The organism is Neisseria sp. S1, from assembly GCF_048060015.1.
GTDB lineage: Bacteria > Pseudomonadota > Gammaproteobacteria > Burkholderiales > Neisseriaceae > Neisseria > Neisseria arctica.
On record NZ_JBLUPI010000001.1, the window covers coordinates 285,082 to 308,817 of the forward strand.

The 23,736-nt window shown below is 44.1% G+C and carries 21 protein-coding genes and 1 tRNA gene; 10 read left to right on the plus strand and 12 right to left on the minus strand.

The window, feature by feature from the left end; genetic code table 11:
• The first annotated feature begins 67 nt into the window (after window positions 1-67).
• Both ACEPPX_RS01435 and tadA read left to right on the plus strand, forming a co-directional pair.
• A complete protein-coding gene (locus ACEPPX_RS01435) occupies window positions 68-631 on the plus strand; it encodes an RBBP9/YdeN family alpha/beta hydrolase (protein ID WP_416622648.1) in 564 nt (187 codons plus the stop codon).
• A 45-nt stretch (window positions 632-676) separates the two neighbouring features.
• Window positions 677-1,408, plus strand: a complete 732-nt coding sequence (gene tadA, locus ACEPPX_RS01440) for a tRNA adenosine(34) deaminase TadA (RefSeq protein WP_416622649.1) — start codon at window positions 677-679, stop codon at window positions 1,406-1,408.
• Between the two features lie 287 nt (window positions 1,409-1,695).
• Here tadA and ACEPPX_RS01445 read toward each other — a convergent pair whose 3' ends face one another.
• Window positions 1,696-1,992, minus strand: a complete 297-nt coding sequence (locus ACEPPX_RS01445) for an H-NS family nucleoid-associated regulatory protein (protein WP_416622650.1) — start codon at window positions 1,990-1,992, stop codon at window positions 1,696-1,698.
• Between the two features lie 394 nt (window positions 1,993-2,386).
• On the opposite strand from ACEPPX_RS01445, the gene msrA reads away from it, so the two are divergent.
• The 3 genes from msrA to recN all read left to right on the plus strand — a co-directional run bounded on the left by msrA (window position 2,387) and on the right by recN (window position 6,055).
• Window positions 2,387-2,953, plus strand: a complete 567-nt coding sequence (gene msrA, locus ACEPPX_RS01450; protein WP_416622651.1) for a peptide-methionine (S)-S-oxide reductase MsrA — start codon at window positions 2,387-2,389, stop codon at window positions 2,951-2,953.
• 101 nt (window positions 2,954-3,054) lie between these two features.
• Window positions 3,055-3,945, plus strand: a complete 891-nt coding sequence (locus ACEPPX_RS01455; RefSeq protein WP_416622652.1) for an NAD(+) kinase — start codon at window positions 3,055-3,057, stop codon at window positions 3,943-3,945.
• A 448-nt stretch (window positions 3,946-4,393) separates the two neighbouring features.
• Window positions 4,394-6,055 (plus strand): DNA repair protein RecN, encoded by a 1,662-nt coding sequence (recN, locus tag ACEPPX_RS01460; protein ID WP_416622653.1) that lies wholly within the window; start codon window positions 4,394-4,396, stop codon window positions 6,053-6,055.
• Window positions 6,056-6,347: 292 nt separating this feature from the next.
• On the opposite strand, the gene ACEPPX_RS01465 is transcribed toward recN, so the two are convergent.
• The 3 genes from ACEPPX_RS01465 to icd all read right to left on the minus strand — a co-directional run bounded on the left by ACEPPX_RS01465 (window position 6,348) and on the right by icd (window position 10,512).
• Complete coding sequence (locus ACEPPX_RS01465) at window positions 6,348-7,145, minus strand: Cof-type HAD-IIB family hydrolase (protein ID WP_416622654.1); 798 nt, start codon at window positions 7,143-7,145, stop codon at window positions 6,348-6,350.
• A 171-nt stretch (window positions 7,146-7,316) separates the two neighbouring features.
• A complete protein-coding gene (locus tag ACEPPX_RS01470) occupies window positions 7,317-8,840 on the minus strand; it encodes a helicase HerA-like domain-containing protein (protein ID WP_416622655.1) in 1,524 nt (507 codons plus the stop codon).
• A 433-nt stretch (window positions 8,841-9,273) separates the two neighbouring features.
• Complete coding sequence (gene icd, locus ACEPPX_RS01475) at window positions 9,274-10,512, minus strand: NADP-dependent isocitrate dehydrogenase (RefSeq protein WP_416622656.1); 1,239 nt, start codon at window positions 10,510-10,512, stop codon at window positions 9,274-9,276.
• 162 nt (window positions 10,513-10,674) lie between these two features.
• On the opposite strand from icd, the gene ACEPPX_RS01480 reads away from it, so the two are divergent.
• The gene (locus ACEPPX_RS01480; RefSeq protein ID WP_416622657.1) at window positions 10,675-11,235 is read left to right on the plus strand and encodes a pseudouridine synthase; all 561 of its coding nucleotides are present in this window, start codon (window positions 10,675-10,677) and stop codon (window positions 11,233-11,235) included.
• A gap of 174 nt (window positions 11,236-11,409) precedes the next feature.
• Here the strand turns inward: ACEPPX_RS01480 and ACEPPX_RS01485 are convergent, their stop codons facing one another.
• Together ACEPPX_RS01485 and ACEPPX_RS01490 are read right to left on the minus strand one after the other, a co-directional pair.
• Window positions 11,410-11,886 carry a DUF3465 domain-containing protein gene (locus ACEPPX_RS01485; protein ID WP_416622658.1) on the minus strand — a complete coding sequence of 159 codons (477 nt, stop codon included), beginning with the start codon at window positions 11,884-11,886 and terminating at the stop codon, window positions 11,410-11,412.
• Window positions 11,887-11,976: 90 nt separating this feature from the next.
• The gene (locus ACEPPX_RS01490; protein WP_416622659.1) at window positions 11,977-12,816 is read right to left on the minus strand and encodes a hypothetical protein; all 840 of its coding nucleotides are present in this window, start codon (window positions 12,814-12,816) and stop codon (window positions 11,977-11,979) included.
• Between the two features lie 78 nt (window positions 12,817-12,894).
• On the opposite strand from ACEPPX_RS01490, the gene ACEPPX_RS01495 reads away from it, so the two are divergent.
• Both ACEPPX_RS01495 and ACEPPX_RS01500 read left to right on the plus strand, forming a co-directional pair.
• Window positions 12,895-13,146, plus strand: a complete 252-nt coding sequence (locus tag ACEPPX_RS01495) for an NGO1151 family protein (protein WP_047761790.1) — start codon at window positions 12,895-12,897, stop codon at window positions 13,144-13,146.
• A gap of 131 nt (window positions 13,147-13,277) precedes the next feature.
• A complete protein-coding gene (locus ACEPPX_RS01500) occupies window positions 13,278-14,072 on the plus strand; it encodes a basic amino acid ABC transporter substrate-binding protein (RefSeq protein ID WP_047761789.1) in 795 nt (264 codons plus the stop codon).
• A gap of 106 nt (window positions 14,073-14,178) precedes the next feature.
• On the opposite strand, the gene ACEPPX_RS01505 is transcribed toward ACEPPX_RS01500, so the two are convergent.
• The 5 genes from ACEPPX_RS01505 to ACEPPX_RS01525 all read right to left on the minus strand — a co-directional run bounded on the left by ACEPPX_RS01505 (window position 14,179) and on the right by ACEPPX_RS01525 (window position 19,739).
• Complete coding sequence (locus ACEPPX_RS01505) at window positions 14,179-15,372, minus strand: amino acid aminotransferase (protein ID WP_416622695.1); 1,194 nt, start codon at window positions 15,370-15,372, stop codon at window positions 14,179-14,181.
• A gap of 203 nt (window positions 15,373-15,575) precedes the next feature.
• Entirely contained in the window at window positions 15,576-15,905 is a 330-nt protein-coding gene (trxA, locus tag ACEPPX_RS01510; protein ID WP_075968094.1) for a thioredoxin TrxA, read from the minus strand.
• An 80-nt stretch (window positions 15,906-15,985) separates the two neighbouring features.
• On the minus strand, window positions 15,986-17,527 hold the full coding sequence (locus ACEPPX_RS01515; protein ID WP_416622660.1) for an ABC transporter ATP-binding protein: 1,542 nt from the start codon (window positions 17,525-17,527) through the stop codon (window positions 15,986-15,988).
• A gap of 120 nt (window positions 17,528-17,647) precedes the next feature.
• Entirely contained in the window at window positions 17,648-18,394 is a 747-nt protein-coding gene (locus tag ACEPPX_RS01520; protein ID WP_053008361.1) for a toxin-antitoxin system YwqK family antitoxin, read from the minus strand.
• A gap of 1 nt (window position 18,395) precedes the next feature.
• Entirely contained in the window at window positions 18,396-19,739 is a 1,344-nt protein-coding gene (locus tag ACEPPX_RS01525) for an aldehyde dehydrogenase family protein (RefSeq protein WP_416622661.1), read from the minus strand.
• Between the two features lie 460 nt (window positions 19,740-20,199).
• Here ACEPPX_RS01525 and ACEPPX_RS01530 point away from each other — a divergent pair, with 460 nt between their 5' ends.
• Window positions 20,200-22,224: a site-specific recombinase gene (locus tag ACEPPX_RS01530; RefSeq protein ID WP_416622662.1), complete on the plus strand. Its 2,025-nt coding sequence runs from the start codon at window positions 20,200-20,202 to the stop codon at window positions 22,222-22,224.
• Window positions 22,225-22,324: 100 nt separating this feature from the next.
• Here ACEPPX_RS01530 and argB read toward each other — a convergent pair whose 3' ends face one another.
• Window positions 22,325-23,215: an acetylglutamate kinase gene (gene argB / locus ACEPPX_RS01535; protein ID WP_416622663.1), complete on the minus strand. Its 891-nt coding sequence runs from the start codon at window positions 23,213-23,215 to the stop codon at window positions 22,325-22,327.
• Window positions 23,216-23,580: 365 nt separating this feature from the next.
• Here argB and ACEPPX_RS01540 point away from each other — a divergent pair.
• Window positions 23,581-23,656 (plus strand) — tRNA-Ile (locus ACEPPX_RS01540).
• Window positions 23,657-23,736: the final 80 nt, after the last annotated feature.

Here is a 23,736-nt window from a genome sequence, read left to right on the forward strand (position 1 = left end):
ATGAAGTAATAAACCATCCGGTATATCAGGACAAATGCTTGTACATATCGATACAAAGGACTGTAATATGACACGCCGCGTATTCATTATCCACGGTTACCAATCCGCCCCCAACCGCCATTGGTTTCCATGGCTGAAACGCGAACTAAACAAGCAAAATATCCCTGTTTCCGTGATAGCCCTACCCGATTCTGATAACCCCGATTTCAGCCGGTGGCAACAGACTCTAGCCGAACAAATCGGCACACCTGCCGCACAAGATTATTTTGTCGCCCATAGTTTGGGCTGTATCACCGTTTTACACTATCTCTCAACATACGCACAAAACCGCTTCGGCGGATTGGTACTGACAGCCGGTTTTGCCAAGACCATACCTACTCTGCCTGAACTAGACAGCTATATCGGGCAGGCCTCGATTAAATTTTCCGAACTCGCCAACCTTGCTCCGATACACAGTATCATTAGCGACAATGATCAGATTATCCCGCCTTCCTACAGCCTGCATTTGGCAGAGCAACTCGACAGTAGCGTTTGCATGATTCCGAACGGCGGACATTTGATGCAAAGCGACGGCATCAACGAATTACCCCAAGCGCTAAAAGCCTTGCAAGCCATGTTTGATGCCGTCTGAAAATTATAGTTTGTTATATTTTGGATTCAGAGGGCATCAAACATCATGACCACTCCTCTCAGTACTCCGCCTCTTGCCCCCAAAACCGTACAGCTTCTCAAAACTTTCGGTATTACCACTCAAGCAGAACTCAAGAGCTGTGGTGCCGTCAAAGCCTTTTTACTACTCAAGGCAGGCGGGCTCAGTGTTACCCGCAGCACGCTGTGGCAACTGGCCGCCCTGATTAAAGATACCGTTCCCCAAGCCTTAAGCGAAGTAGAGAAACAAAGTTTGCTTAAAGCCTTACAGCTGCACCCGCCCGTGGATATATTCCCCCTACAAAGTGAAATGGAAGCCTTCATGCATGAAGCGCTTGCCCAAGCACAACTGGCCGCAGCCAAAGGAGAAATACCCGTGGGCGCCCTAGTCGTACATCAAGGAAAAATTATTTCCGCAGCACACAACAACTGCATTAGTCATCACAATATCAGCCACCATGCAGAAATACAGGCATTGGCAGAAGCAGGAAAAATATTACAAAACTACCGCTTAGATGGTTGTGATGTCTACGTTACCTTGGAGCCGTGCAGTATGTGTGCCAGTGCACTAATTCAAGCTCGTGTACGCAGAGTCATTTATGGAGCCGCCGAACCCAAAACCGGAGCCGCCGGCAGCATCATAGATTTATTTTCAGATAGGCGTTTAAATACACATACTTCTGTAATGGGTGGTATTCTCTCCGAAGATTGCACAAATATCTTACAAGCATTTTTCAACAAGAAAAGAAACTACCGATAATATTAGAATAATTTAGAATTTATCAGATGGCAGGATTACAGAAATACCAACCATTACTCACAATATTTAGTATTTCAGAACAATTAAACAAGCACTGTAATTATATTACTTTGCATATTTTATAGATAACTTTTTATGCTTTTGATTTTAAGATAATCTGATTTTCTTAACAGGATTTCTATTTGTCCAATAAATAACCAAGCCGCCTGATTGAGATATAACAATTAGACGGCTTGATTACGTTTCAGCAACTGCTACAAAATTAAGATATTAAGAGCAATGTAATCTTAATTAACACGATATTTCTCAATATCCTCACCTGCTTCAATCACCTCATTCACCCAAGCAGGTTTACGACCACGGCTAGAGCCAGACCAAGTCAGATCACCCTTTTGATACATAACGGTGCTTTCTTTCTTAGCGCGTTTTGAAGGCGCCAAACCGAGCTGCTCAGCCGTTAGATCGTAAGCTGCTATTTTCTCTTTAATTTCTGCAATTACTGCTTTACGCTCAGCTTTTTTCAAAGCATCGGCTTGCTCTTGCAGCTTTTTGATTTGGGCTTGGAGTTCAGCATAAGTTGCCATTACATTCATTCCTTTTGTTTGGTTGTGTCAGATAAAATTTAATTCATTTAAAAAAATTATACAACATTTTTTTAAATGACTACATTAAAAAATAGCCGGATATATATTTATTGAATAAACAAGAGCTATTTTATAAAAAATAAAGCTTAAAGCCATCATTGTTAATTAAACATTACAATTTACACCAATAATTTAACCAATTAAAAAATGCTTATGCCTAGGATAGGAAAATAAAAATATAGTTTCCCAATAAAAAGAATATGCCACCTGCTTCCAGCTTAACTTATTGATATTAAATTATCATAAATATATGGCATATATGCAGAATCAGAAAATTTCACGGTATAATCCATATAGCAACATGGCTATAAAATCAATATCGCGAAAAGAAAATATGAATACTCAAATGCAAAACCATTATTATCCAAATATGCAAACCGCTATTTTCGGCGGCGGCTGTTTTTGGTGTATAGAAGCTGTTTTCAATAGCATTCAAGGTATTTGTTCTGCCGTCTCCGGTTATATCAACGGCCATATTGAAAATCCAACCTATGAAAAAGTATGTTCCGGATTAACCGGATATGCAGAAGCAGTTAAAATCGAATTCGATCCCGAAATCATCAGTTACCGTACATTGCTGGAAATTTTATTTACTATACACGACCCGACCCAGCTTAATCGGCAAGGCCACGATATAGGCACACAATACCGCAGTGGTATCTATTATTTAAATGAAGAACAACAGCGCGAAGCCCAAGCCTTTTTAAATGAAATAAAGGAGCATTACGACAAGCCTATCGTAACTGAGTTAAAGGCAGCCCAAACTTTTTACCCGGCAGAAGAATACCATCAAGATTATTTTGCTAAAAACCCTCATGCTGGTTACTGTGCTGCCGTTGTTGCACCCAAATATCTAAAAGCTAAACAATACTTTACCCATTTATGGCGTGAAAACGAATAAAACCCTATACCGTTTCACTCAAAATACGGCCTACCCTTTCAGGCGGCCTTAAAATAAAGCTATAATCGGCCTATTAATTTATCCGACACCCAAAGCTGCGCATGAACAGCCAATTCAAACACATCGGCCTCGTTACCCGCCCGCAAACCCCGGGTATAGAAAACGTATTGCACGAACTCATAGCCTTCCTACACAAACAAGGCTTGGATATTTTTATCGATCAAGCCAGTGCAGATGAAGGTATCATCTCAGACGAAGATTTGCAGTTCTGCCATATCGAGCAAAAAGACAAACTAGGTAAAAAATGCGACCTAGTAATTGTTTTGGGGGGGGACGGCACCTTTCTCTCAGTTGCCCGAAAACTGGCTCCGTTTAGGGTTCCGATGATAGGTGTAAACCAAGGCCATTTAGGGTTTCTCACCCAAGTGCCGCGCGAAACCATGATACACGAGCTATCCGGCATGCTTACAGGCAAATATCTGCCTGAAGAACGAATCTTATTGGAAACCTCCATATGGCGCGATGGAGAGGACGTGGGTACCTCCTTGGCACTCAACGACGTTGTAATCAGCCGTGGCGGCATGGGTCAAATGATTGAATTCGAAGTATTTATTAATGGTGAATTCGTCTACACCCAACGTTCTGACGGCTTAATAATATCCACCCCCACGGGGTCCACCGCCTATGCCCTAGCCGCAGGAGGTCCAATCCTGCAAGCCAGTCTGAGGGCATTTACTCTCGTTCCGATTTGCCCCCAATCCATGACCAACCGCCCCATTGCGGTAGCCGATACCTGTGAAATCGAAATCCTGATCACCAAAGCGGCTGATGCACGAGTCCATTTTGACGGCCAATCATTTATCGACATACACAGTATGGACCGCATCAATATACGCCGCTATCGACATACCCTGCGCGTATTACACCCCTCCGACTACCAATACTACAAAACCCTCCGCCAGAAGCTGCACTGGGGAGAACAACTTGTTTGATTGCCGGTTATAAATAAGGCCGTCTGAAATAATTATTTTCAGACGGCCTTATCTTCATTTTTATCTACTTGAAAAATATCCGGCTACATTCGTCAATACAGCCTTATCCAGATAAAAAAACACTGCACAAAACTAAGGAAAACTTTAAAATTAAGAAAAAACTTATTTTAACTATATAAAACTTTATATATAATCGTAGCTCGGTAATCCGAAATTTGGTAATCTTGAATCAGACTCTAAATAAAACTATTAGGATCATGGCACATGAGATACATCCACTGACGAACATATCAAACTGATATCATGAAGCTTTGGATTGCTAAACCAAAGAAAACAAGTATTAACGTTTAAATGCATATCCTCCCAAATTGGTTGCGGGACGCCTGTTCTAAAAAATTTTCCGGCAACCTACCAAAACGAATATTCATACTTTACAAAGGATTATTCCATGCTGCTGGCACTTTCCCTACGAGACTTTGTCATTGTCGAACAGCTTAATCTGAACTTTCAAACCGGGTTTACCGTACTAACCGGAGAAACAGGCGCAGGCAAATCTATCACTCTCGATGCAATCGGCCTACTTTTAGGGGACAAAGCGGACTACAGCCAAGTACGCAACGGCACCAAAGAAGCACAGCTCTCAGCCCTTTTCGACCTGAGCAAATTACCTGGTCTGCAAGCCCAACTGCACGAACAAGGCCTGCTGGAAGAAGGCAGTGAGGAATTAAGCATCCGCCGGATTATCGATGCCAAAGGTAAAAGCAGAAGCTTTATCAACAACCACGCAGCAACTTTAACCCAACTAAAGCAAATCGGCGAACAACTGATCGACATACACGGCCAAAATGCCCATCACTCGCTAAATCAAGAATCGGCACAACGTGCACTTTTAGACGCATTCGCAGGTGTACAACATCAAGCGGAAGCAGTCAAACAGCATTATCAAAGCTGGATTACCGCCCAAAAAAACCTAAACGAAGCTAAGAACCATGCCGAAAACATTGCCATTGAACAAGACCGCTTGGAATGGCAACTCAATGAACTCAGCCAGCTTAACCTGCAAAACGGCGAATGGGAAAGCCTCAGCCAAAGTCACAATAACCTAGCTCACGCCGCCGATCTGCTGCATACGGCAGAACAAGCAAGCGAATATATCGACGGTGAAAACGGCCTGCAAAAACTGGTATACCAATGCCAAAAAATACTATCCCCCTTACAAAACATCGAACCCCGTTTTGCAGAAAGCCTAAACATGCTGGCTAGCATAGAAGCCGAATTAGGTGAAATCAGCGCCAATATGCGTGATGTAGCGGCAGATGTAGAAATCAATCCTCAAGAACTGGCTGCACAAGAACAGCGTATGGCCGACCTGATGAGTATGGCACGCAAATACCGGGTCGAACCAGAAGAACTGCCGGCAAAACAAGCCGAAATAGAATCTGCCCTACAAACACTACATGCCGCTGCTGATATTACAGCCTTAACAGCAGTGGCCGAAGCCGCAGAAAACCGCTATATGCAAGCTGCACACAAACTTTCTGAGTTACGCCGCCCGGCAGCTGTCAAACTTGCTACAGAAACAGCAAACCATATGCAGCACTTGGCAATGAAAGGAGCCCAATTCCATATTGAGCTAGTGCCTTCCGTACCCGGCCCCAACGGATTGGAACATATCCAATATCAAGTTGCCGCCAATAAGGGGAGTCCTTTACGCCCGCTCAGCAAAGTCGCCTCAGGCGGCGAGCTTGCCCGTATCAGTTTGGCGCTACAAGTTGTAACCAGCCAGTACACTCAAGTTCCTACATTGATTTTTGATGAAGTCGATACCGGTATCGGTGGAGGGGTGGCTGAGATGGTCGGCCGCTCACTACGTGCATTGGGTAAAAAACATCAAGTATTGGCAGTTACTCATCTGCCGCAAGTAGCCTCTTGCGGTGAAAACCATTGGCAGGTTCACAAACACAACCAAGGAGAGCAAACTGTTAGTGAAATTAATATCTTGAATCACAGCCAACGGATAGAAGAAATAGCCCGTATGCTCGGGGGGGAAAAGATTACTGATACCACCCGCAACCACGCCGAAGAAATGTTGTCTTTAGCGGCAAAATAAATCCCCCTACTTTCAATATCGCCCAAAAGCCGAAAAGTTCAACAACATCGGTCGGATTATATTTTCGATGGCAAAATACAATGTAGATATCGGTTTATACAATATTTATTACTCAACAAGCGGCTTGAATATTTAAAACCATTAAATATGATTGAGCTCACAAAAGATAAAATGCCGTCTGAAAAATTCAGACGGCATTAAAAACAAATGTTATAAGCATTCAATGCTTCTTGTACGACAGCATATTTTACATATAGCAATAAACTGCAATTAAATTATCTTTCTTATAATATTAATCCGCAATCACACCTAAGCGCTGCAAGCCAACCAATACCCCATCTTCCTCTACACTCGGGCAAACATAATCGGCTATTGCTTTTAATTCAGGAACGGCATTGCCCATTGCCACACCCAAACCCACTGTTTCAATCATTTCAATGTCATTCAGGCCGTCTCCGAAAGCCATAACATCTTGCATGGCAATACCCAGTTTAGCAATCGCCAAAGCAATTCCGCGCGCTTTCGAGCCCTCTGCATCCAACATATCAACAGATTGCTTGTGCCAACGTATACTTTTAAAACCGTGTTCGGCAATAGCGGGCTCTACCAAAGCATCTTGCTCCACCCCATAAAAGGCCAACATCTGATAAACCTCGTGTTTCATAAAATAGTCGGCATCTATAGGGTGATTTGGCAATATCACCGATAGTGCTTCCGAAACCGAAGGAATTTCCTCTGATACCGCGATGGTTTTTTCCGATACAAAAGCATAGGGAATATGATGGCTTTTTAAAAAAGCGCATATGCCCCTTATATTATCAATACCCAACGGCTGCTTATCCAACACCTCGCCGCGGTAACTGATATATTGCCCGTTGATGGTTACCAATAAATCAATGCCGGCATCTTCAATTAATCGGCGAATTTTATTCGGAAGCGCAGCTAACGTCCGCCCCGTAGCGATTGCCGTGATAATGCCACGCTCTTTCAAAGCCTCTATAGCTTGCGCTACAGACGGCCTCAACGTATCGGTTTGTTTGCGATATAGGGTATCATCAATATCAAAAAATACTATTTTGGGTGTTCTCATACATTTCTTAATTCTTACAAAATACTTATCTAAAACATCATGGGAAAAGCAATACTATATCAATTGAGCAAACGCCTTCTTGCCACACAAGTTTCCTTATTCTGAGTACCTGTTCATTATCTTTTTTACAGATTGAAAATGCCGTCTGAAAGTTTCAGACGGCATTCTGTTTTATTTCAACATATTCTTAATTACACCCATCACACTTCGTGAAATTGCACGGGTAACCTGTTTGTTAATCTGGTTACCAACCGAATCCGCCAAATCATAAGCAATACCTTGATTGGCTTTTTTGCGACTACCAAACAAACCGCCTAAAAGCCCTCCTACAACACCGTCTTTTTGAGGCTCGGCAGCAGCAGTCTTCTGTGCAGCCGCTTGTTCTTTCGCCGTATTTTCCGCAGCTGCTGCTTCGTTTTGCTTAGCCTCTAGCTCTGCCAGAGCTTCATAGGCAGAGTAGTTGTCAACCATATCTTTATAATGCCGATACAGAATATCATTTTGGTATTTACCATCTCGCTCGGCAACGGTTAGAGGTGTCAAACTCGACTGCGGAGGCAATACCAACGCACGCTCAACCGGCATAGGCATACCCTTTTCATCTAAGAATGAGACCAAAGCCTCCCCTACGCCAAGCTCTGCAATTGCCTCTACCACATTTACATTGGGGTTGGTACGGAAAGTTTCTGCAGCTGCCTTTACTGCTTTCTGATCACGCGGAGTGAATGCACGTAAGGCATGCTGTACACGGTTACCCAACTGACCCAAAATCGTATCAGGTAAGTCAAGCGGGTTTTGGGTAACGAAATATACACCGACACCTTTTGAACGAATCAAACGAACCACTTGTTCAATTTGCTCTACCAAAGCGGCAGGCGCATTGTCAAAGAGCAAATGGGCTTCGTCAAAAAACATAACAAACTTAGGCTGTGCCAAATCACCGACTTCGGGCAAGGTTTCGAATAACTCAGCCAACATCCACAATAAGAATGCGCTATACATCCTCGGACTGCGCATCAATTTTTCAGAATTAAGGATATTAATCACACCTTGGCTTCCCTCGGTTTGCATCCAATCTTCTAAATTCAATGCCGGTTCACCGAAGAGATTTGCAGCTCCTTCATTTTCCAAGGTCAGAAGCTGACGCTGAATGGCTCCTACACTCGCAGGGGATACATTACCGTATTGGCTTCGGTATTGTGCCGCATTATCTGATACATGCTTCAGCAGGCCACGCAAATCTTTTAAATCAATTAAGTGCCAACCATTGTCATCTGCCACCCTGAAAACTAAATTCAACAAGCCTTCTTGGGTGTCATTCAAATTCATCAAACGCGCCAGAAGCATCGGCCCCATTTCAGAAATAGTAACACGCAGCGGGATACCGGTTTCGCCGAATACATCCCAAAAGCGCACAGGGAAACCTTGCAGCCATTGCTCTCCCAAACCGAACTCTGCCACACGCTCGCCGACTTTACCGCTATTGCTGCCTGCATTAGAAATGCCCGACAAATCGCCCTTTACATCAACCAAAAACACCGGCACGCCAGACAAACTGAACGCTTCGGCCATACGGCGCAAGGTAACCGTTTTACCGGTACCGGTCGCGCCGGCAATCAAACCATGCCGGTTAGCCATTTTTCCTTGAATCTCAAGTGTTAATTCACCGGCACGGGCGATGGGAAAAGCAGACATAGTCATTCCTTCAATGAGGGTTGATTTTTCAAAATGATATTGTAATGGCGAATAAATATGCGATACAAGTCATTGATGCAAAATAATCTGTACTCTATTTACTAAAATATATAACAACCAATGAGATGCAAACACCGTTATAACAAATACTTCTTAATTTAATCAAAGCTAAATACCAATCCGATATCATTACCAAGCATAATTTATTATTACCCACTATCAAAACATTAACTATATAAGGAATATTTCGGATAAGTAAAAATTAGATAATACTGTCTGCCCCGAATAATTATTTTAAGAAATAGAATAAAGAAACTCTAAAACCATCCGATTCAGTATTGAACCAATATTGCTGGAACAAAGCTTTCTGGTACAAAAAATGCTGTCTGAAACTTTCAGACAGCATTAAATCACGATTCAATCGAGTATCAAATTATATACGCTCAATCATTGCTTTGCCAAATGCAGAGCAAGAAACCTCATTAGCACCATCCATCAAGCGGGCAAAGTCATAAGTTACTTGCTTGTCGCCGATAGCTTTTTCCATAGATTCGATAACCAAATCAGCCGCTTCTTTCCAACCCAAATGGCGCAACATCATTTCCGCAGACAAAATCAAAGAGCCGGGATTTACTTTATCTTGGCCGGCATATTTCGGCGCGGTACCATGAGTTGCCTCAAATACCGCATAATTATCGGAAATATTAGCACCCGGGGCGATACCGATACCGCCTACTTGAGCAGCCAAAGCATCCGAAATATAGTCGCCGTTCAAATTCAAAGTAGCAATAACGTCATATTCTGCCGGGCGCAATACGATTTGTTGCAAGAAAGCATCCGCAATCGCATCTTTAACGATGATTTCTTTACCGGTTTTCGGGTTTTTGAATTTGCACCACGGGCCGCCATCAATCAGCTCGGCACCGAATTCTTTTTGTGCCACTTCATAGCCCCAATCACGGAAACCGCCTTCGGTAAACTTCATGATGTTGCCTTTGTGTACCAACGTTACGCTATCGCGATCATTATCGATAGCATATTGAATAGCGGCACGTACCAAGCGGCTGGTTCCTTCTTTAGATACGGGTTTGATACCGATGCCCGAAGTTTCCGGGAAACGGATTTTCTTCACGCCCATTTCGTTTTGCAAGAAAGCAATCACTTTTTTAGCCGCTTCGCTTTCAGCCTCCCACTCGATACCGGCATAAATATCTTCGGTATTTTCACGGAAAATCACCATATCTGTTTTGCTCGGATCTTTCAGCGGAGAAGGAACGCCGTTGAAATAGCGCACGGGGCGGACGCATTGGTAAAGATCCAGCTCTTGGCGCAAAGCAACGTTTAACGAACGGATACCGCCGCCTACTGGGGTTGTCATCGGGCCTTTGATAGATACCGAATAATCTTTCAGGGCTTGCAGGGTTTCCTCAGGCAGCCATACGTTGTCGCCGTATACGCGGGTAGCTTTTTCGCCCGCATAAACTTCCATCCAATGGATTTTCTTCTCGCCACCATAAGCTTTGGCAACAGCCGCATCAATAACGTCTTTCATTACCGGCGTGATATCTACACCGATACCGTCACCCTCGATAAACGGGATAATCGGGTTGTTGGGGATAGCTTGACCCGGAATGATTTTCTGACCTTCGGTAGGTACTTTAATGTGACTCATGGTGTCTCCTGTCTCTAATTGTTTCATTTCTTCTTGGGTGGAACGGGCAGTATGAAAACTGCCGATTGACTTCCGATTATGCTTTATTTTGAGCCTTTGCGCTAGGGGCTTAAATACGTTTCGAGGTAGAATAAAGCTTAATATAATTTAATGACAAACTAAATGAATGATTTAATTATTTTTAATAAACCATATGGGGTTATTTGCCAATTTTCGCCCCATGAAAAACATGCCTCTTTGAAAGACTTTATCAATGTTCCCGGCTTTTATCCCGCCGGCCGCTTGGATACCGACAGTGAAGGCTTGCTATTGCTAACCAATAATGGCCGGCTCCAAGCCCGGATTGCCGAACCGAAATTTGGTAAAGAAAAAACCTACTGGGCACAATTAGAGGGGTCACCAGATCCAATTAAACTCGCCTTATTGCAAAAGCCCATGGATTTAGGCGATTTTAATACCCGCCCGGCACGTATCCGATTATTAGAAACAGAAGAAATCGATAAGCTATGGCCGCGTAACCCGCCTATTCGCGAACGTAAAACCGTACCTGATTTTTGGCTGGAAATTACCATCTCAGAAGGAAAAAACCGTCAAGTACGCCGCATGACGGCCAAAGCCGGTTATCCTTGCCTCCGCCTGGTCAGGGTAGCAATAGGCCGTCTGAATTTATTTGAACAAAATTTAGAATTAGGCTGTTGGCAATACACGGCCCAGCGCCCATAACGCAACAACAATTCCACCGTTTCTTGTATCTTTTGTCTAACCAAATAAAATCAGTTCATCAAAGTAAAAAAATAAATAGGAAACTGTACAGCAATACATATGCCGTCTGAAAAAATTCAGACGGCATATGTATTCAAAATCTATTTGCTTTTAATAATCTGCTTCAAACTTGGTTCAGTCAAATATCTGCCCTTGGTGCTTTAACCAACCTCCGATATGCCTGCCCTGCGGATCATGATGCGTCCAATGTATCACGCCGCCTTTATCCGACCATTCATACACGCCGTAAAATCCAACCCTATCACCTTTTTTCAATCCTTTGATTTTAGGTGCCAAGTCAATATTATGTGCAACCAATACCGTATGGCCGCCAGCCAGCTTTAAAATAAAACGCTGATGACGCGAACCTTTATTATCATCCGGTAGGGTTTTGACAACCGTACCCTCACCGCGCACCTGAACCCCGCTTTGCTGATTACGGAAAGCTTTTTGAATAATCTCGCTGCCGTTATCCCTACTCTCGTCAGAAATACTTTCCTGAACATATCCATCGGAAGGAGAAGCTGTACCTTGCTGTGCTTTCTGCAAATACAGAAAAGCAGAAATAGCCACGGCGGCCAATAATATTATGGCAATCCAATTTTTCTTCATCCTGATCATTTTCCCGATAAAAAGGCACCTCACGATACTTTTTTTAAGCAAGCGGAGGTGCGCTATTTAAAAATTATCAGTTAATAAAAGCTAACGTTTGAATTTCAAATCATATTTGATTTCAGACATTACTGCCTTCAAATTGTATTCCAAAACCTCATCCACGACTCCGGGAGTTTGTTCGTTTAACATCTGCTGTAACTGATAAGTTATTGCTGCGGTTTGCTTTTGTACGGCCACACGTACCATACCGGATACCGCATCCGTCAGATGCGGGCGCAGTCGTTTAACCAACCGTTCGAACAATTCTTGTTCAGATAGGCACATCACGCGTTGATTAGGTGCAATCTGGGGAGCTAATACTTGTACCGTTACAGGCATGCCCGACTGCTCAGGTAAATCAATACCTTCATCCTGCTGATCGTTTGTTTCCTGATCTACCGTATCAACTGCATATTCTGTTGACTGCTTGCGTTTCGGTTTCAACCAAACCGTACGTTGTTCACTGATTTGGCTGTCATCTGCGGCAACTTGCAATGAGGATTGGGCAGCCAACCAATCCTCCTGAAGCAATACGGTAGCATCCGTTTCAGCTTGGTCTTTAGGCAATGCATCGTTATGTTCCTGCTGCCATTGGCACAAATACTCCTGCAAAGCTTGTTGTTTTAGACGGGCATCAATCTCTTGGTGTGAAGCCCTTGCCGTTGGCGGTATCGCACGTTGAGCTTCAACCCGAACCGGTTCAGAAGACACCGCAGGGCAGGCAATACGAACCGGATTATCCGCAACAGAGGGAACTCGCTCTGAAGAGCGGCGCTCGCGCAATTTTTCCAAGCCTTTTTCCCAGTCGAAGTCCTCCTGTACCGGTTCATTCCGGCGCACAGGTTCCTCAAGAGTAAAAACCAATTCTGAATTTTTTCGGGTATCCATACTCTATGCTTTCGTTTTAAAGCCGTGCTGTTCAGTTATAATGTGCATATTCTAACAGATTATTTATAAGGATATCGCATGAACAGCATCGAACAACGCCTCAATTATCTTGAAGAAACCTGTGATGTTCTGCGCATGCAGAATCATGTATTGTCTACAGCATTTAAGGGAATGGTTCGCGCCCTGCCTGCTGATATTGCACAAGATGTGATTGAATCTGTCCAACTGGCTTTCGAAGATGCGCTGGCGGAACTCAATTACGAAGACAGCCCGCATGTAGACTTATTTCACGATGTAACCTATGCCTTTTTTCGCGAACGAGAACGCTGATAAAAATACGGCATAATATTTTTGATGGCTTTTACAATTATCATTAGGTCTATGCCGTCTGAAATAATCACACCAAATATGTAAAATCCTGATAAAATTTAACAGTTGAATTCACCAGAGGAACCTAATCAATGAATATGAAAAAATGGCTGACCGCCGCCCTAGCCTGCTCAGTATTCGCCCTTGCCGCCTGCGGCGGTTCTAATACCGAAAAAGCGGCATCTCCTGCGCAACCTGCTTCTTCGGAGAAAGTATACCGTGTGGCAATGAACGCCGAATTCGCACCGTTCGAATCACTGAACACCACTAACCAAGTAGAAGGTTTCGATGTTGATTTGGTTAATGCCATGGCAAAAGCCGGTAACTTCAAAGTAGAATTCAAACACCAGCCGTGGGACAGTCTCTTTCCTGCTTTGGGTAACGGCGATGTAGACTTTTTGACCTCTGCCATCACCATCACGGATGACCGCAAACAAACCATGGATTTCACTAAACCTTACTTTGAAATTACCCAAGTAATCTTAGTACCCAAAGGCAAAGAAATCAAATCGGTCGAGGATCTGAAAAAAGCCAACAAAGTAGGTGTGGTAACCGGTAATACCGGTGACTTTGCCGCATCAAAAATCTTAGGTAACGAAAGCCCAAAAATCGCCCGCTTTGAAAACTTACCACTCTTAATCAAAGATTTGGAAAGTGGTGGTCTAGATGCAGTCATTAGCGACAGCGCAGTAGTTGCCAACTATGTAAAAAATAACAGCGACAAAGGTTTCAGCATGGTGGCAGTCCCTGACTTCGATATTGAAAACTACGGTATCGCCGTACGTAAAGGTGATACAGCAACGCTGAATATGCTCAATGATGCTTTAGAACGTGTGCGCTCTACCGGCGAATATGATCAAATTTACAGCAAATACTTTGCCAAATAATTTATTTATTCAAAGCCCGCTCCAAGCGGGCTTTTTAATATGTCACATATTTCTACCCCATAAAAAAAGCCGTCTGAATTTTCAGACGGCTTTTTCGATATCGATTTTACAGTACCTTAACGATACTTTCGCACAAATAGCGGATATTGCTTTCAGTAATCCCCGCCACATTAATACGACCAGAACGCACGGCATAAATGGCAAACTCATCTTTCAAACGGTCAACCTGCTCGGGTGTCAAACCGCTGAATGAGAACATACCGTTTTGGTTTACAATAAAACTGAAATCCTGTTCGGCACCGTATTCTTTTAACAAATCAACAAATTTTTGGCGCATTTCTTTGATACGGCTGCGCATTTCGTCTAATTCGGCTACCCACCGCGCTTTCAATGCTTCATCTTGTAACACCAAAGCCACAGCACTTCCGCCATGTGAAGCGGGGTTCGAATACAAAGTACGGATAATCGTTTTAGCTTGGCTGAATGCACGGGCGGCAGTTTCCTCGTCAGCCGCCACTAAAGTAAATGCCCCCACACGTTCATTATACAAACCGAAGTTTTTCGAATAAGAGCTGGCAACCAACAATTCTTTATTATTTTCGGCAAAAGCACGCAAACCTGCCGCATCTTCTTCCAAACCGTTGGCAAAGCCTTGATAAGCAAAGTCGAATAACGGCAACCAACCTTTTTCAGCCGACATTTTTGCTAATTCAGCCCACTGTTCGTGCGTCGGATCAATACCGGTCGGGTTGTGGCAGCAACCGTGCAATAAAACCACATCGCCTGCCTGTGCTTTCGATAAATCCTCAATCATGCCCTCCCAATCAAGGGCGTGCGTGTTCTTATCATAATAACGGTAATCGCATATATTAATACCTACTGCACTAAAAATAGCATTATGATTCGGCCATGTCGGCGAGCTGATCCATACGTTTTTCGCATTCGTTTGACGCTTGATAAATTCCGCAGCTACACGCAATGCCCCGGTACCACCCAAGCTTTGGGCGGTTTTGGCACGCTTGGCCGCTAAAATTTCACTATTTTCGCCAAACAACAGTTTTTGGGTTTCCGCATTGAAAGCGGCCACACCATCAATCGTGAGATAATTTTTGGTATTTTCGGCATCCAGTAAGCGCTTCTCGGCTTCTTTTACAGCCTTCACAATCGGTGTTTGTCCTTCGGCATCTTTATATACGCCAATCCCAAGGTTAACTTTACCTTCACGGCTGTCGGCTTTGAATGCTTCTCCCAGACCTAAAATAGGATCTGCGGGAGCGGCTTGGATATGTTCGAACATAATGGACTACAACCTTTCTATCATTGCAATTAAAACAAAAATTACACAAAAATATCAATCTTAAATATTACGCCTTTTAATTGAGGATGAGAATACTTGCCCTGCCAATATTTAAACCGAAATATAAATAATCTGCATAAAATCCGTTTGAAACATAAAAAGGCCGTCTGAAAATTCAGACGGCCTTTGGTTATAAATTTAATCCGTTAGATAGAGGCGTTAACGAAAGCGACCAATTGGCCTTTTGCCAAAGCACCTACTTTGGTAGCGACATTTTTACCGTCTTTAAATACCATCAAAGTTGGAATACCGCGTACACCGAATTGCGCCGGAGTTTGCTCATTTTCGTCAATATTGATTTTAACGACTTTCAATTTGCCTTGAAATTCCGCAGCCACTTCATCCAAAATCGGAGCAATCATTTTACAAGGGCCGCACCAAGGTGCCCAGAAATCAAGTAATACGGGAACGTCTGATTTCAGTACATCTTGTTCAAAGCTTGCATCGGTAGCGTGCACGATTAAATCGCTCATAATATTTTCCTTATGTGATGAATGAGTGCTCATTCGAATTTGTGTTTACTCGTTTTCTAGAATAGGGCTTTAGCCGCAAAATTTCAAGAGGCCGCATAAGTTAATAGTTTTTTCGTATAATCCGCATCAGGTTTGGCAAATATCCTATCGGTATTACCCTGCTCCACGACACACCCATCTTTCAACACCAACACGCGATGTGACAATGAGCGGATAACAGCCAAATCATGGCTGATCAGTATCAGGCTTAAACCGTACCTAGCCTGCAGTTCGCCCAGTAATTCCAAAATCTGCTGTTGCCACTGTACATCAAGTGCGCTTGTCGGCTCATCCAATACCAACACTTTTGGGCGTACCGCCAACGCACGCGCAATAGCCAGCCTTTGCCGCTGGCCACCCGAAAACGCATGCGGATAACGGTTTAGAATATCGCTATCCAAACCAACCTGTTGCAATACTTCGCATACTCTCCGGTGTATTTCGGCTTTTCCGGCAGCCGTATTTTGGACACGTAAAGGCTCCGATAGGATATCAAATACGTTCATACGGGGGTTAAACGCGCCGAATGGGTCTTGAAACACCATTTGTATATTTTGGCGCAGCTTAGGCTGCCATTTTTCACCATTAACCGACACAACTCCTTCATAAGGCATCAGCTGCATCACTGCTTTGGCAAGCGTGGTTTTTCCGCTACCGCTCTCGCCGATAATGCCCAATGTTTCTCCTTCTTTTAATTCAAACGACAAAGGTGCGAGCAAAGTATGCTTCTGTTTGGTAAACCAACCTGCCCTCTGGGTTACCGATACACTGATATCCTTTGCAACCAATACGGTTCCGGCATCTTTCGGCAACGGATTGGTTTTACGCGGCATCCCGATACCCAACAGCATTTTTGTATATTCGTGTTGCGGATCATTTATAACTTTTTCCGCACTTCCCTGCTCGACTATTCTACCCCGCCTCATCACTGCAATATCATCGGCAAAACGACGTACCAAATTTAAATCATGACTGATATAAATTAATGTCATGTTATGGGTACGCTGCAGGCGGGAAAGCAGATCTAAAATCTGCGCCTGAACGGCAACATCCAATGCGGTAGTCGGTTCGTCGGCTATCAAAAGCTTCGGCTCGGCGGCTACTGCCATAGCAATCATAGCGCGTTGCCTTTGGCCGCCCGAAAGTTCGAACGGATAAGCAAAAGCTTTTTGTTCGGGATTATGAATGCCGGTTTCCGCCAACAGTTCTACCGCACGATGCCATGCCTCCCTTTTCGGCAATCCCAGATGTAGTGTCAGTACCTCGGCAATTTGGTTACCGATGCGCATAATGGGGTTAAGTGCCGTCATCGGCTCTTGGAATACCATACCGATTTCCCGCCCCCGTAACCTTTGCAGTTGGCGCGGACTTTTATCCAGCAGATTTTCTCCCTTGAAATTCAGACGGCCTTGAAAAGATACGGCTGGATTCAATTGCATGATGGCTTGTGCCAATACAGTTTTGCCGCTGCCACTCTCACCAACAATCGCCAATTTTCTACCGCAGCGCACGTTTAGATTAATTTCATGTAAAACTTGTTTGCCGGGAAAGAAAGCATTCAGGTTTTGAATTTTAAGAATATTCATGAATCGTCGGTATCATGGCGCTAAAGCCAGTAATTATATTTTACGGATAAGTATCCGGGCCGTCTGAAAATAAAAATAATCTAAGCAGTTGCCTTTAATACTGTAGACTCAAATTTTTTATTACTCTTCGCTGACAATATAACCGTCCTCATCCCAAACAGTACGTTTGACCAAGGCGCCGTTTTGGTAAACAGACTCCGATTTTTTTGCGCCGTCAGCATACCAGTCTAAAACAATGCCGCTGCGTCTGCCGTCTTCTACTGCCAACTCTGAAGTTAACTTACCGTCTTCGTTCCAGGTAACGATGGTAACGGGTTTGTCGTTTACCACATTCATTTCGGCTTTCATACTGCCGTCCGGATACCATTGCCGCCACAAACCGTTGGCACGGTCATTTTTAAAAGTGATCTCACTTTCTTTATTGCCGTTACGGTAATAACGGGAACCGACACCTTCGCTTTTACCGTCTGCATAGGGCATAACTGCCAACAACTTTCCATTGGCATACCAGTTGCTCCAACGTCCGTTGGGTTTTCCGTTACGGTAACTTCCCACCATTTTTTTCTGGCCGTTAAAGTGCCACAAAGTAAGCACACCGTTATTCAATACGGGAACGAAATTATTAATCTGTCTGGCGCTAACCTGATACGGATCGGAATATTTTTTCAATGACGGATAATAGAAGTCCTGTGCATCGGCCAGACCGTTATTCACCGAATACTTGCGTACATAAGCAACTGCCGACATATTCTCAGTTACCTGCCCTTGCGGATTAAAATATACTTTGGAAACATTCTCCGCACGCGCAATCAATGAGCCTGAAACCAACACTGCCAACAGCCCGACCCGCCCCAATATTTTTACCATACTATTTCTGCCAATAAGATTTTACATTTACAAATTCATACAGCCCGAACTCGGAAAGTTCCCGCCCATAACCCGACGCCTTTACCCCGCCGAAAGGCAGCCTTAAGTCGCTACTGGTGTGGCGATTGATATAAACCGCACCGGTTTGCAATTTTTCCGCATAACGCCAAGCCGCGGCTTCGTCCGCCGAATAAATACTTGCTCCCAGCCCAAACGGATTATCATTGGCTAGCTCTACCGCATGTTCGGGATTCATCGCCCTCAACAAAACGGCTACCGGCCCGAACACCTCTTCACGGTACACTCTGGCCTCAGGCGTTACCTTATCCAATACGGTAGCCGGATAAAACCACCCCGGCCCGCTTTCGATATAACCGCCGCATAACAGTTCCGCGCCATTTTTAACAGCATCCTCCACCTGGGCATGTACACGCTCACGTAAATCTTGGCGGTGCAAAGGTGCCAAACTGGTTTCATGATGTTTAGGATTCCCGATTTTCAGCTTTGCGCACTCAGACAAAAATAAGGTAATAAAGTCTTCCGCCACCGCCTCCGTCACAATAATGCGCTTGGCGGCATTGCATGATTGCCCGGCATCTCTAAAACGCGAATAACAAGCATCTTTGGCTGCCTGTTCCAAATCCGCATCCGGCATCACAATAAAAGCGTTGCTACCGCCGAGTTCCAAAACGGTTTTTTTCAGGTGCCAGCCTGCATGGGCAGCCAAATACCTGCCTGTTTCGGTTGACCCTGTAAATGCCAATGCATCACAAACTTCTATGGCTTTTAAAGTATCGTTGTCGGTAAGCCATGCCGCCTGAAAAGGCAAATCATCGCCTACCAGTTCAAATAAAGCAGCGGTTACGCCCGCCACACTCGGCGCAGGTTTGACTACACAAGCATTACCGGCACATAAAGCGGGAACGGCAAAGCGCAATACCTGCCACACCGGGTAATTCCAAGGCATGACTGCCAATACCACACCCAAAGGTTCGAACCGCACCTGGCTCAAACTGGCCTGAGTAGCAATGGTTTTATGTGCCAAAAGTTCGGGAGCCAAGCGAACGTAATAGCGGATCAGCTCAATAGATTTGTCCAACTCTGCCAAACATTCGCGCAAACAGCGGCCAACTTCTTCACAAATCATTTCCGCCAAACGCTCTCGGTGGCAACTCAGTTTGTCAGCCAACTTCGACAACAAAGCAGTACGCTGCGGCACGGATAAACTTGCATACTCTTGCTGCTTTACACGTAAACGGTGAAACTGCTTGAAAAACTCCTGCCACGTTTGCGGCTCACGCTCAAACAAAACCTCACCACTCACTACATTGATACTGCGAAACACGCCTGCTCCCTTACACAACATAACCGGAAGTCAAGCAATTCCTTCCGGCCCTATTCCCCGCCGTTTTTTTCTACAGCAACCGGCCATATCAAAATATCCCAATGGTTTAAAAAAACAGCTTGTAAAAAATTAACTTGTTATTATGAACACTTACTTTAAATATGCAAGTTATCATGATGAAAATCATAGCCAAATGCCGTCTGAAAACTAAAACTGTTGTTTCAGACGGCATTTGGCTATAAAAATACAGCAATCTAAATAATAATATACAAAAAACTCAGTAACAAAATATTTATCAACATACTTTATATTATCTTTTATATTATCTAAAGTGCACTGAATAAATACGTTTATATAACAATAAAACCCTCAGATACGATATAACAGCAGCCCTTAGGGTTGTAAATCATTACCGCCACCCCAATATCACATCAATAGTTTTTAACTTGTTAACCTGCCAATGAAAAAAAACGCATCCGCCCACCTGAAAAACTTATTGGTCGATTCTCTCGCACAACCCGAGTTTGCCGACACCTTGAAACATATAATCAGTTTTCTACGCCGCGGGAAGCCTACACAGGCCAATGAGCGTTTCGACATACTGTTAGAAATTCTGCAAAATAATCACGAAATCGGCACATGTTTCAGCGAACGGTTGCACCAATGGCTGTCAAGTATCCACGTTTATCCGGCCTTAGTCGGCTTGGGTATTTTTTCTCGCAACGGTTTCGGGCGCGAAATGGCGATGCGACTTTACGAACGCTTCTCCCCTTCATTTAAAGACTTGAAAAACCTCAAAGACGTTTTTCTATACCTTTTCCGTTCCGGCGACGACCAATGGTTACAAAATACCGGCTTACGCCAATGGCTTAATCTTTACACGCTCGTTCATGAAAAAGCCGCCCCCTCACTAATCGAATCCAGCCGGCGCCAAATCACCCAGTCACGGTTGCATGCTTTGGAAATGCTCTCCATTTGGATAGCTGCCGAAGCATTGGAACCCGACCTGATCCGCTTAGAACCTAAGCTGTTGGAAGTTAACTCTGCATTTTTGGCACTTCAACACGAAGTCAACGATTTGATAGACCACTACCAACATAACGACACGCCTTACGATACCGCACATATCGAAGTTATGCTTCAGCAAAGCCGTGATACCGTTGCCCGGCTACGCCGAAAAGGCGCTGGAGCGGGTGCCGGGTCTTCCGTGAAAGTCGCCCACCTGCTTGAGCGTCTGTCCCAAACACTTGACCGCCTCAATCTACTGCTCGGCATTCAAACCCAAACGGATGATAGTAAGCGTATGCGTTTGAGCCTGCAGCTGCTCGACAACCTTACCATTGCAGCCGTAGAACAGCACAGTACCTCTCTCTTGCGCCGCCGTAGCATCAAAATGCTGGCAAAAAGTATTACCGAAAATACCAGCGGGCGCGGAGAAAACTATATTACGCGCAACCGCAGCGAATATTGGCGGATGCTGCGATCGGCGGCAGGCGGCGGTGTTTTAATCGCTCTGATGGCATTAAATAAAATGCACATCGGCAATATGGGATTCGGTGAATTTACCACCTCGTTTCTGAGCGGCTTGAATTACGGGTTAGGCTTTATGCTGATTCATATGCTGCATTTTACGGTTGCTACCAAACAACCGGCAATGACTGCGGCAAGCTTTGCCGAAGAAGTTGAACGTACTGAAAAAGGCAGGGCAGTCGAACAAAGACTTTCCCGCCTATTGATAGACGTAGGCCGCTCGCAAAGTATCGCCGTATTTGGCAATGTCAGTATTTCTATCATTTTAGCTGCGCTCATTGCGTTTACTTTTGCTAAAACAACAGGCACTGCACTTCTTGATGAAAATGCGGTAGCTTATCAAATCAAGTCGATTCAACCCTTTACCCAGCCGACACTACTTTATGCGGGTATTGCCGGCATTTGGCTTTTCTGCTCGGGTATCATTTCCGGCTTTTTCGATAACCGTGCCAATTATCTTGACTTACGCCGCAGATTGACCGTGCAACCACTATTGCGCAAGCTGCTTCCGTCACGGCCTCGTGCCAAACTGGCCGATTACCTCCACCGCCAATACGGTTCGCTTGCCGGTAACTTTATTTTCGGTATGCTTTTGGGCATGACCGGGTGGGTAGGCCATATTTTAGGCCTCCCGCTAGATATTCGTCATGTGGCCTTTTCTTCAGCCAATATCGGCTATGCCGCTGTCAGTGGCAATATCGGCTTCTTGGCCTTTTTATGGAGCTTATTAGGGGTATTACTAATCGGGGTGGTCAATCTCTGGGTCAGCTTTACTCTCGCATTATGGGTTGCCCTTCGCTCACGAGATGCCAAAATCGACAGCCTCTCCAAATTACTAAAAACCGTTTGGGCCCAAATCAAAGCCAATCCGCTTAACCTTATTTTTCCGGTACATACTGCAGGGCAACTGGTGAAAAGTACCAAACAAGAAAACCATACAACAGATAAATCTTAAACTAGTAATTACTCCTATGGTTTTCTACCAATCGAAATGCCGTCTGAAAATATATTTTCAGACGGCATTTTCACTTATCACCAATCATTAACCGCAGGTTTTATTCGTCTTGCCCTAAAATCATCGAACCGACACCTTTATCGGTGAAAATTTCCAGCAACAAAGCGTTCAACTCCCGCCCATCAATGATATGTACGGCTTTCACACCATTGGTCGCCGCCTCAATCGCAGAACTGATTTTCGGCAGCATTCCGCCGTAAAGCGTACCATCGGCAACTAAATCATCAATACGTTTCGGAGTCAGATTGGTAAGCAGATTACCTTCTTTATCCATGACACCAGTAATATTGGTCATCATCACTAATTTTTCAGCATTGAGTTCTTCGGCCAATTTTCCGGCAACTAAGTCGGCATTAATATTGAAAGCCTCACCTTGCCTGCCTACACCAATCGGAGCCACTACCGGAATATATCCGCGCTCTACCATTCCCTTGATCAAAGAGGTATCAATACTCTCGACAATCCCCACTTGGCCAATATCAACACCGTTTCGTTCCGGCGTATTGATAAATAGCTTTTTCGCTTTGATAAAATGATTATCGCGCCCGGTGATACCGACCGCTTTCGCACCATGCTTATTCAGAAGTGAAACGATTTCTTTATTCACATGGCCGCCCAGCACCATTTCGACAATCTCCATTGTTTCCGGATCAGTTACCCGCATACCTTGGACAAACTCCCCTTCCTTTCCCACCCGCTGCAACATATGATTAATCTGCGGCCCGCCTCCGTGCACGATTACCGGATTGATACCGACAAGCTTAAGCAGGGTAACATCTTTTGCAAATCCTTCTTTCAAGTGCTCCTCTGTCATCGCATTACCGCCATATTTAATCACAATGGTACAGCCTGAAAAACGACGGATATATGGTAGGGCTTCTGAAAGAATTGCAGCCTTGGCACTTGGTGAAATATGCTCGCCTTCGCTCATATGTGTATACTCCTCTTAAGAATAAAAAATGTTGACGGCCAAATCAGTTTCAGCCTAAAAATCTTTGCGATCAAAACAAAAAAAGTCATCTAACGATAAAATTTCCTTACTTGATCTCCAAAATATGGTTATCAGCCATAGTAATACCAATACTTATAGGAAACAAGCAGATAAATTATTCTAATTATGCCGCTGCATACCCCGGTACATATCACTTCGATACTACCCTATTATTCTATTTTTTATTTGTATTGTGCCTTCATCGGCTAAAGTGGCTTATTATTTTCTGATATAGAATAACAAAATAACATTGTCGGATTTATTTTTTTATATTATACTAACAGTCTTTAGCGTAAAACTTAAAAGGGTCTGTAGCTCAGGGGTTAGAGCAGGGGACTCATAATCCCTTGGTCGTGGGTTCGAACCCCACCGGACCCACCAAACAAAACCGCATGAAACTTAGCTTTCAGGCGGTTTGTTTTTTTATTTTTACTTTATTTTTGTTCTACATTTTCTCTTTT

Coding starts and splice junctions, on each gene's coding strand:
- ACEPPX_RS01435 (WP_416622648.1), top strand. CDS start 68: ATGACACGCCGCGTATTCATTATCCACGGTTACCAATCCGCCCCCAAC.
- tadA (WP_416622649.1), top strand. CDS start 677: ATGACCACTCCTCTCAGTACTCCGCCTCTTGCCCCCAAAACCGTACAG.
- ACEPPX_RS01445 (WP_416622650.1), bottom strand. CDS start 1,992: ATGGCAACTTATGCTGAACTCCAAGCCCAAATCAAAAAGCTGCAAGAG.
- msrA (WP_416622651.1), top strand. CDS start 2,387: ATGAATACTCAAATGCAAAACCATTATTATCCAAATATGCAAACCGCT.
- ACEPPX_RS01455 (WP_416622652.1), top strand. CDS start 3,055: ATGAACAGCCAATTCAAACACATCGGCCTCGTTACCCGCCCGCAAACC.
- recN (WP_416622653.1), top strand. CDS start 4,394: ATGCTGCTGGCACTTTCCCTACGAGACTTTGTCATTGTCGAACAGCTT.
- ACEPPX_RS01465 (WP_416622654.1), bottom strand. CDS start 7,145: ATGAGAACACCCAAAATAGTATTTTTTGATATTGATGATACCCTATAT.
- ACEPPX_RS01470 (WP_416622655.1), bottom strand. CDS start 8,840: ATGTCTGCTTTTCCCATCGCCCGTGCCGGTGAATTAACACTTGAGATT.
- icd (WP_416622656.1), bottom strand. CDS start 10,512: ATGAGTCACATTAAAGTACCTACCGAAGGTCAGAAAATCATTCCGGGT.
- ACEPPX_RS01480 (WP_416622657.1), top strand. CDS start 10,675: ATGAATGATTTAATTATTTTTAATAAACCATATGGGGTTATTTGCCAA.
- ACEPPX_RS01485 (WP_416622658.1), bottom strand. CDS start 11,886: ATGAAGAAAAATTGGATTGCCATAATATTATTGGCCGCCGTGGCTATT.
- ACEPPX_RS01490 (WP_416622659.1), bottom strand. CDS start 12,816: ATGGATACCCGAAAAAATTCAGAATTGGTTTTTACTCTTGAGGAACCT.
- ACEPPX_RS01495 (WP_047761790.1), top strand. CDS start 12,895: ATGAACAGCATCGAACAACGCCTCAATTATCTTGAAGAAACCTGTGAT.
- ACEPPX_RS01500 (WP_047761789.1), top strand. CDS start 13,278: ATGAATATGAAAAAATGGCTGACCGCCGCCCTAGCCTGCTCAGTATTC.
- ACEPPX_RS01515 (WP_416622660.1), bottom strand. CDS start 17,527: ATGAATATTCTTAAAATTCAAAACCTGAATGCTTTCTTTCCCGGCAAA.
- ACEPPX_RS01520 (WP_053008361.1), bottom strand. CDS start 18,394: ATGGTAAAAATATTGGGGCGGGTCGGGCTGTTGGCAGTGTTGGTTTCA.
- ACEPPX_RS01530 (WP_416622662.1), top strand. CDS start 20,200: ATGAAAAAAAACGCATCCGCCCACCTGAAAAACTTATTGGTCGATTCT.
- argB (WP_416622663.1), bottom strand. CDS start 23,215: ATGAGCGAAGGCGAGCATATTTCACCAAGTGCCAAGGCTGCAATTCTT.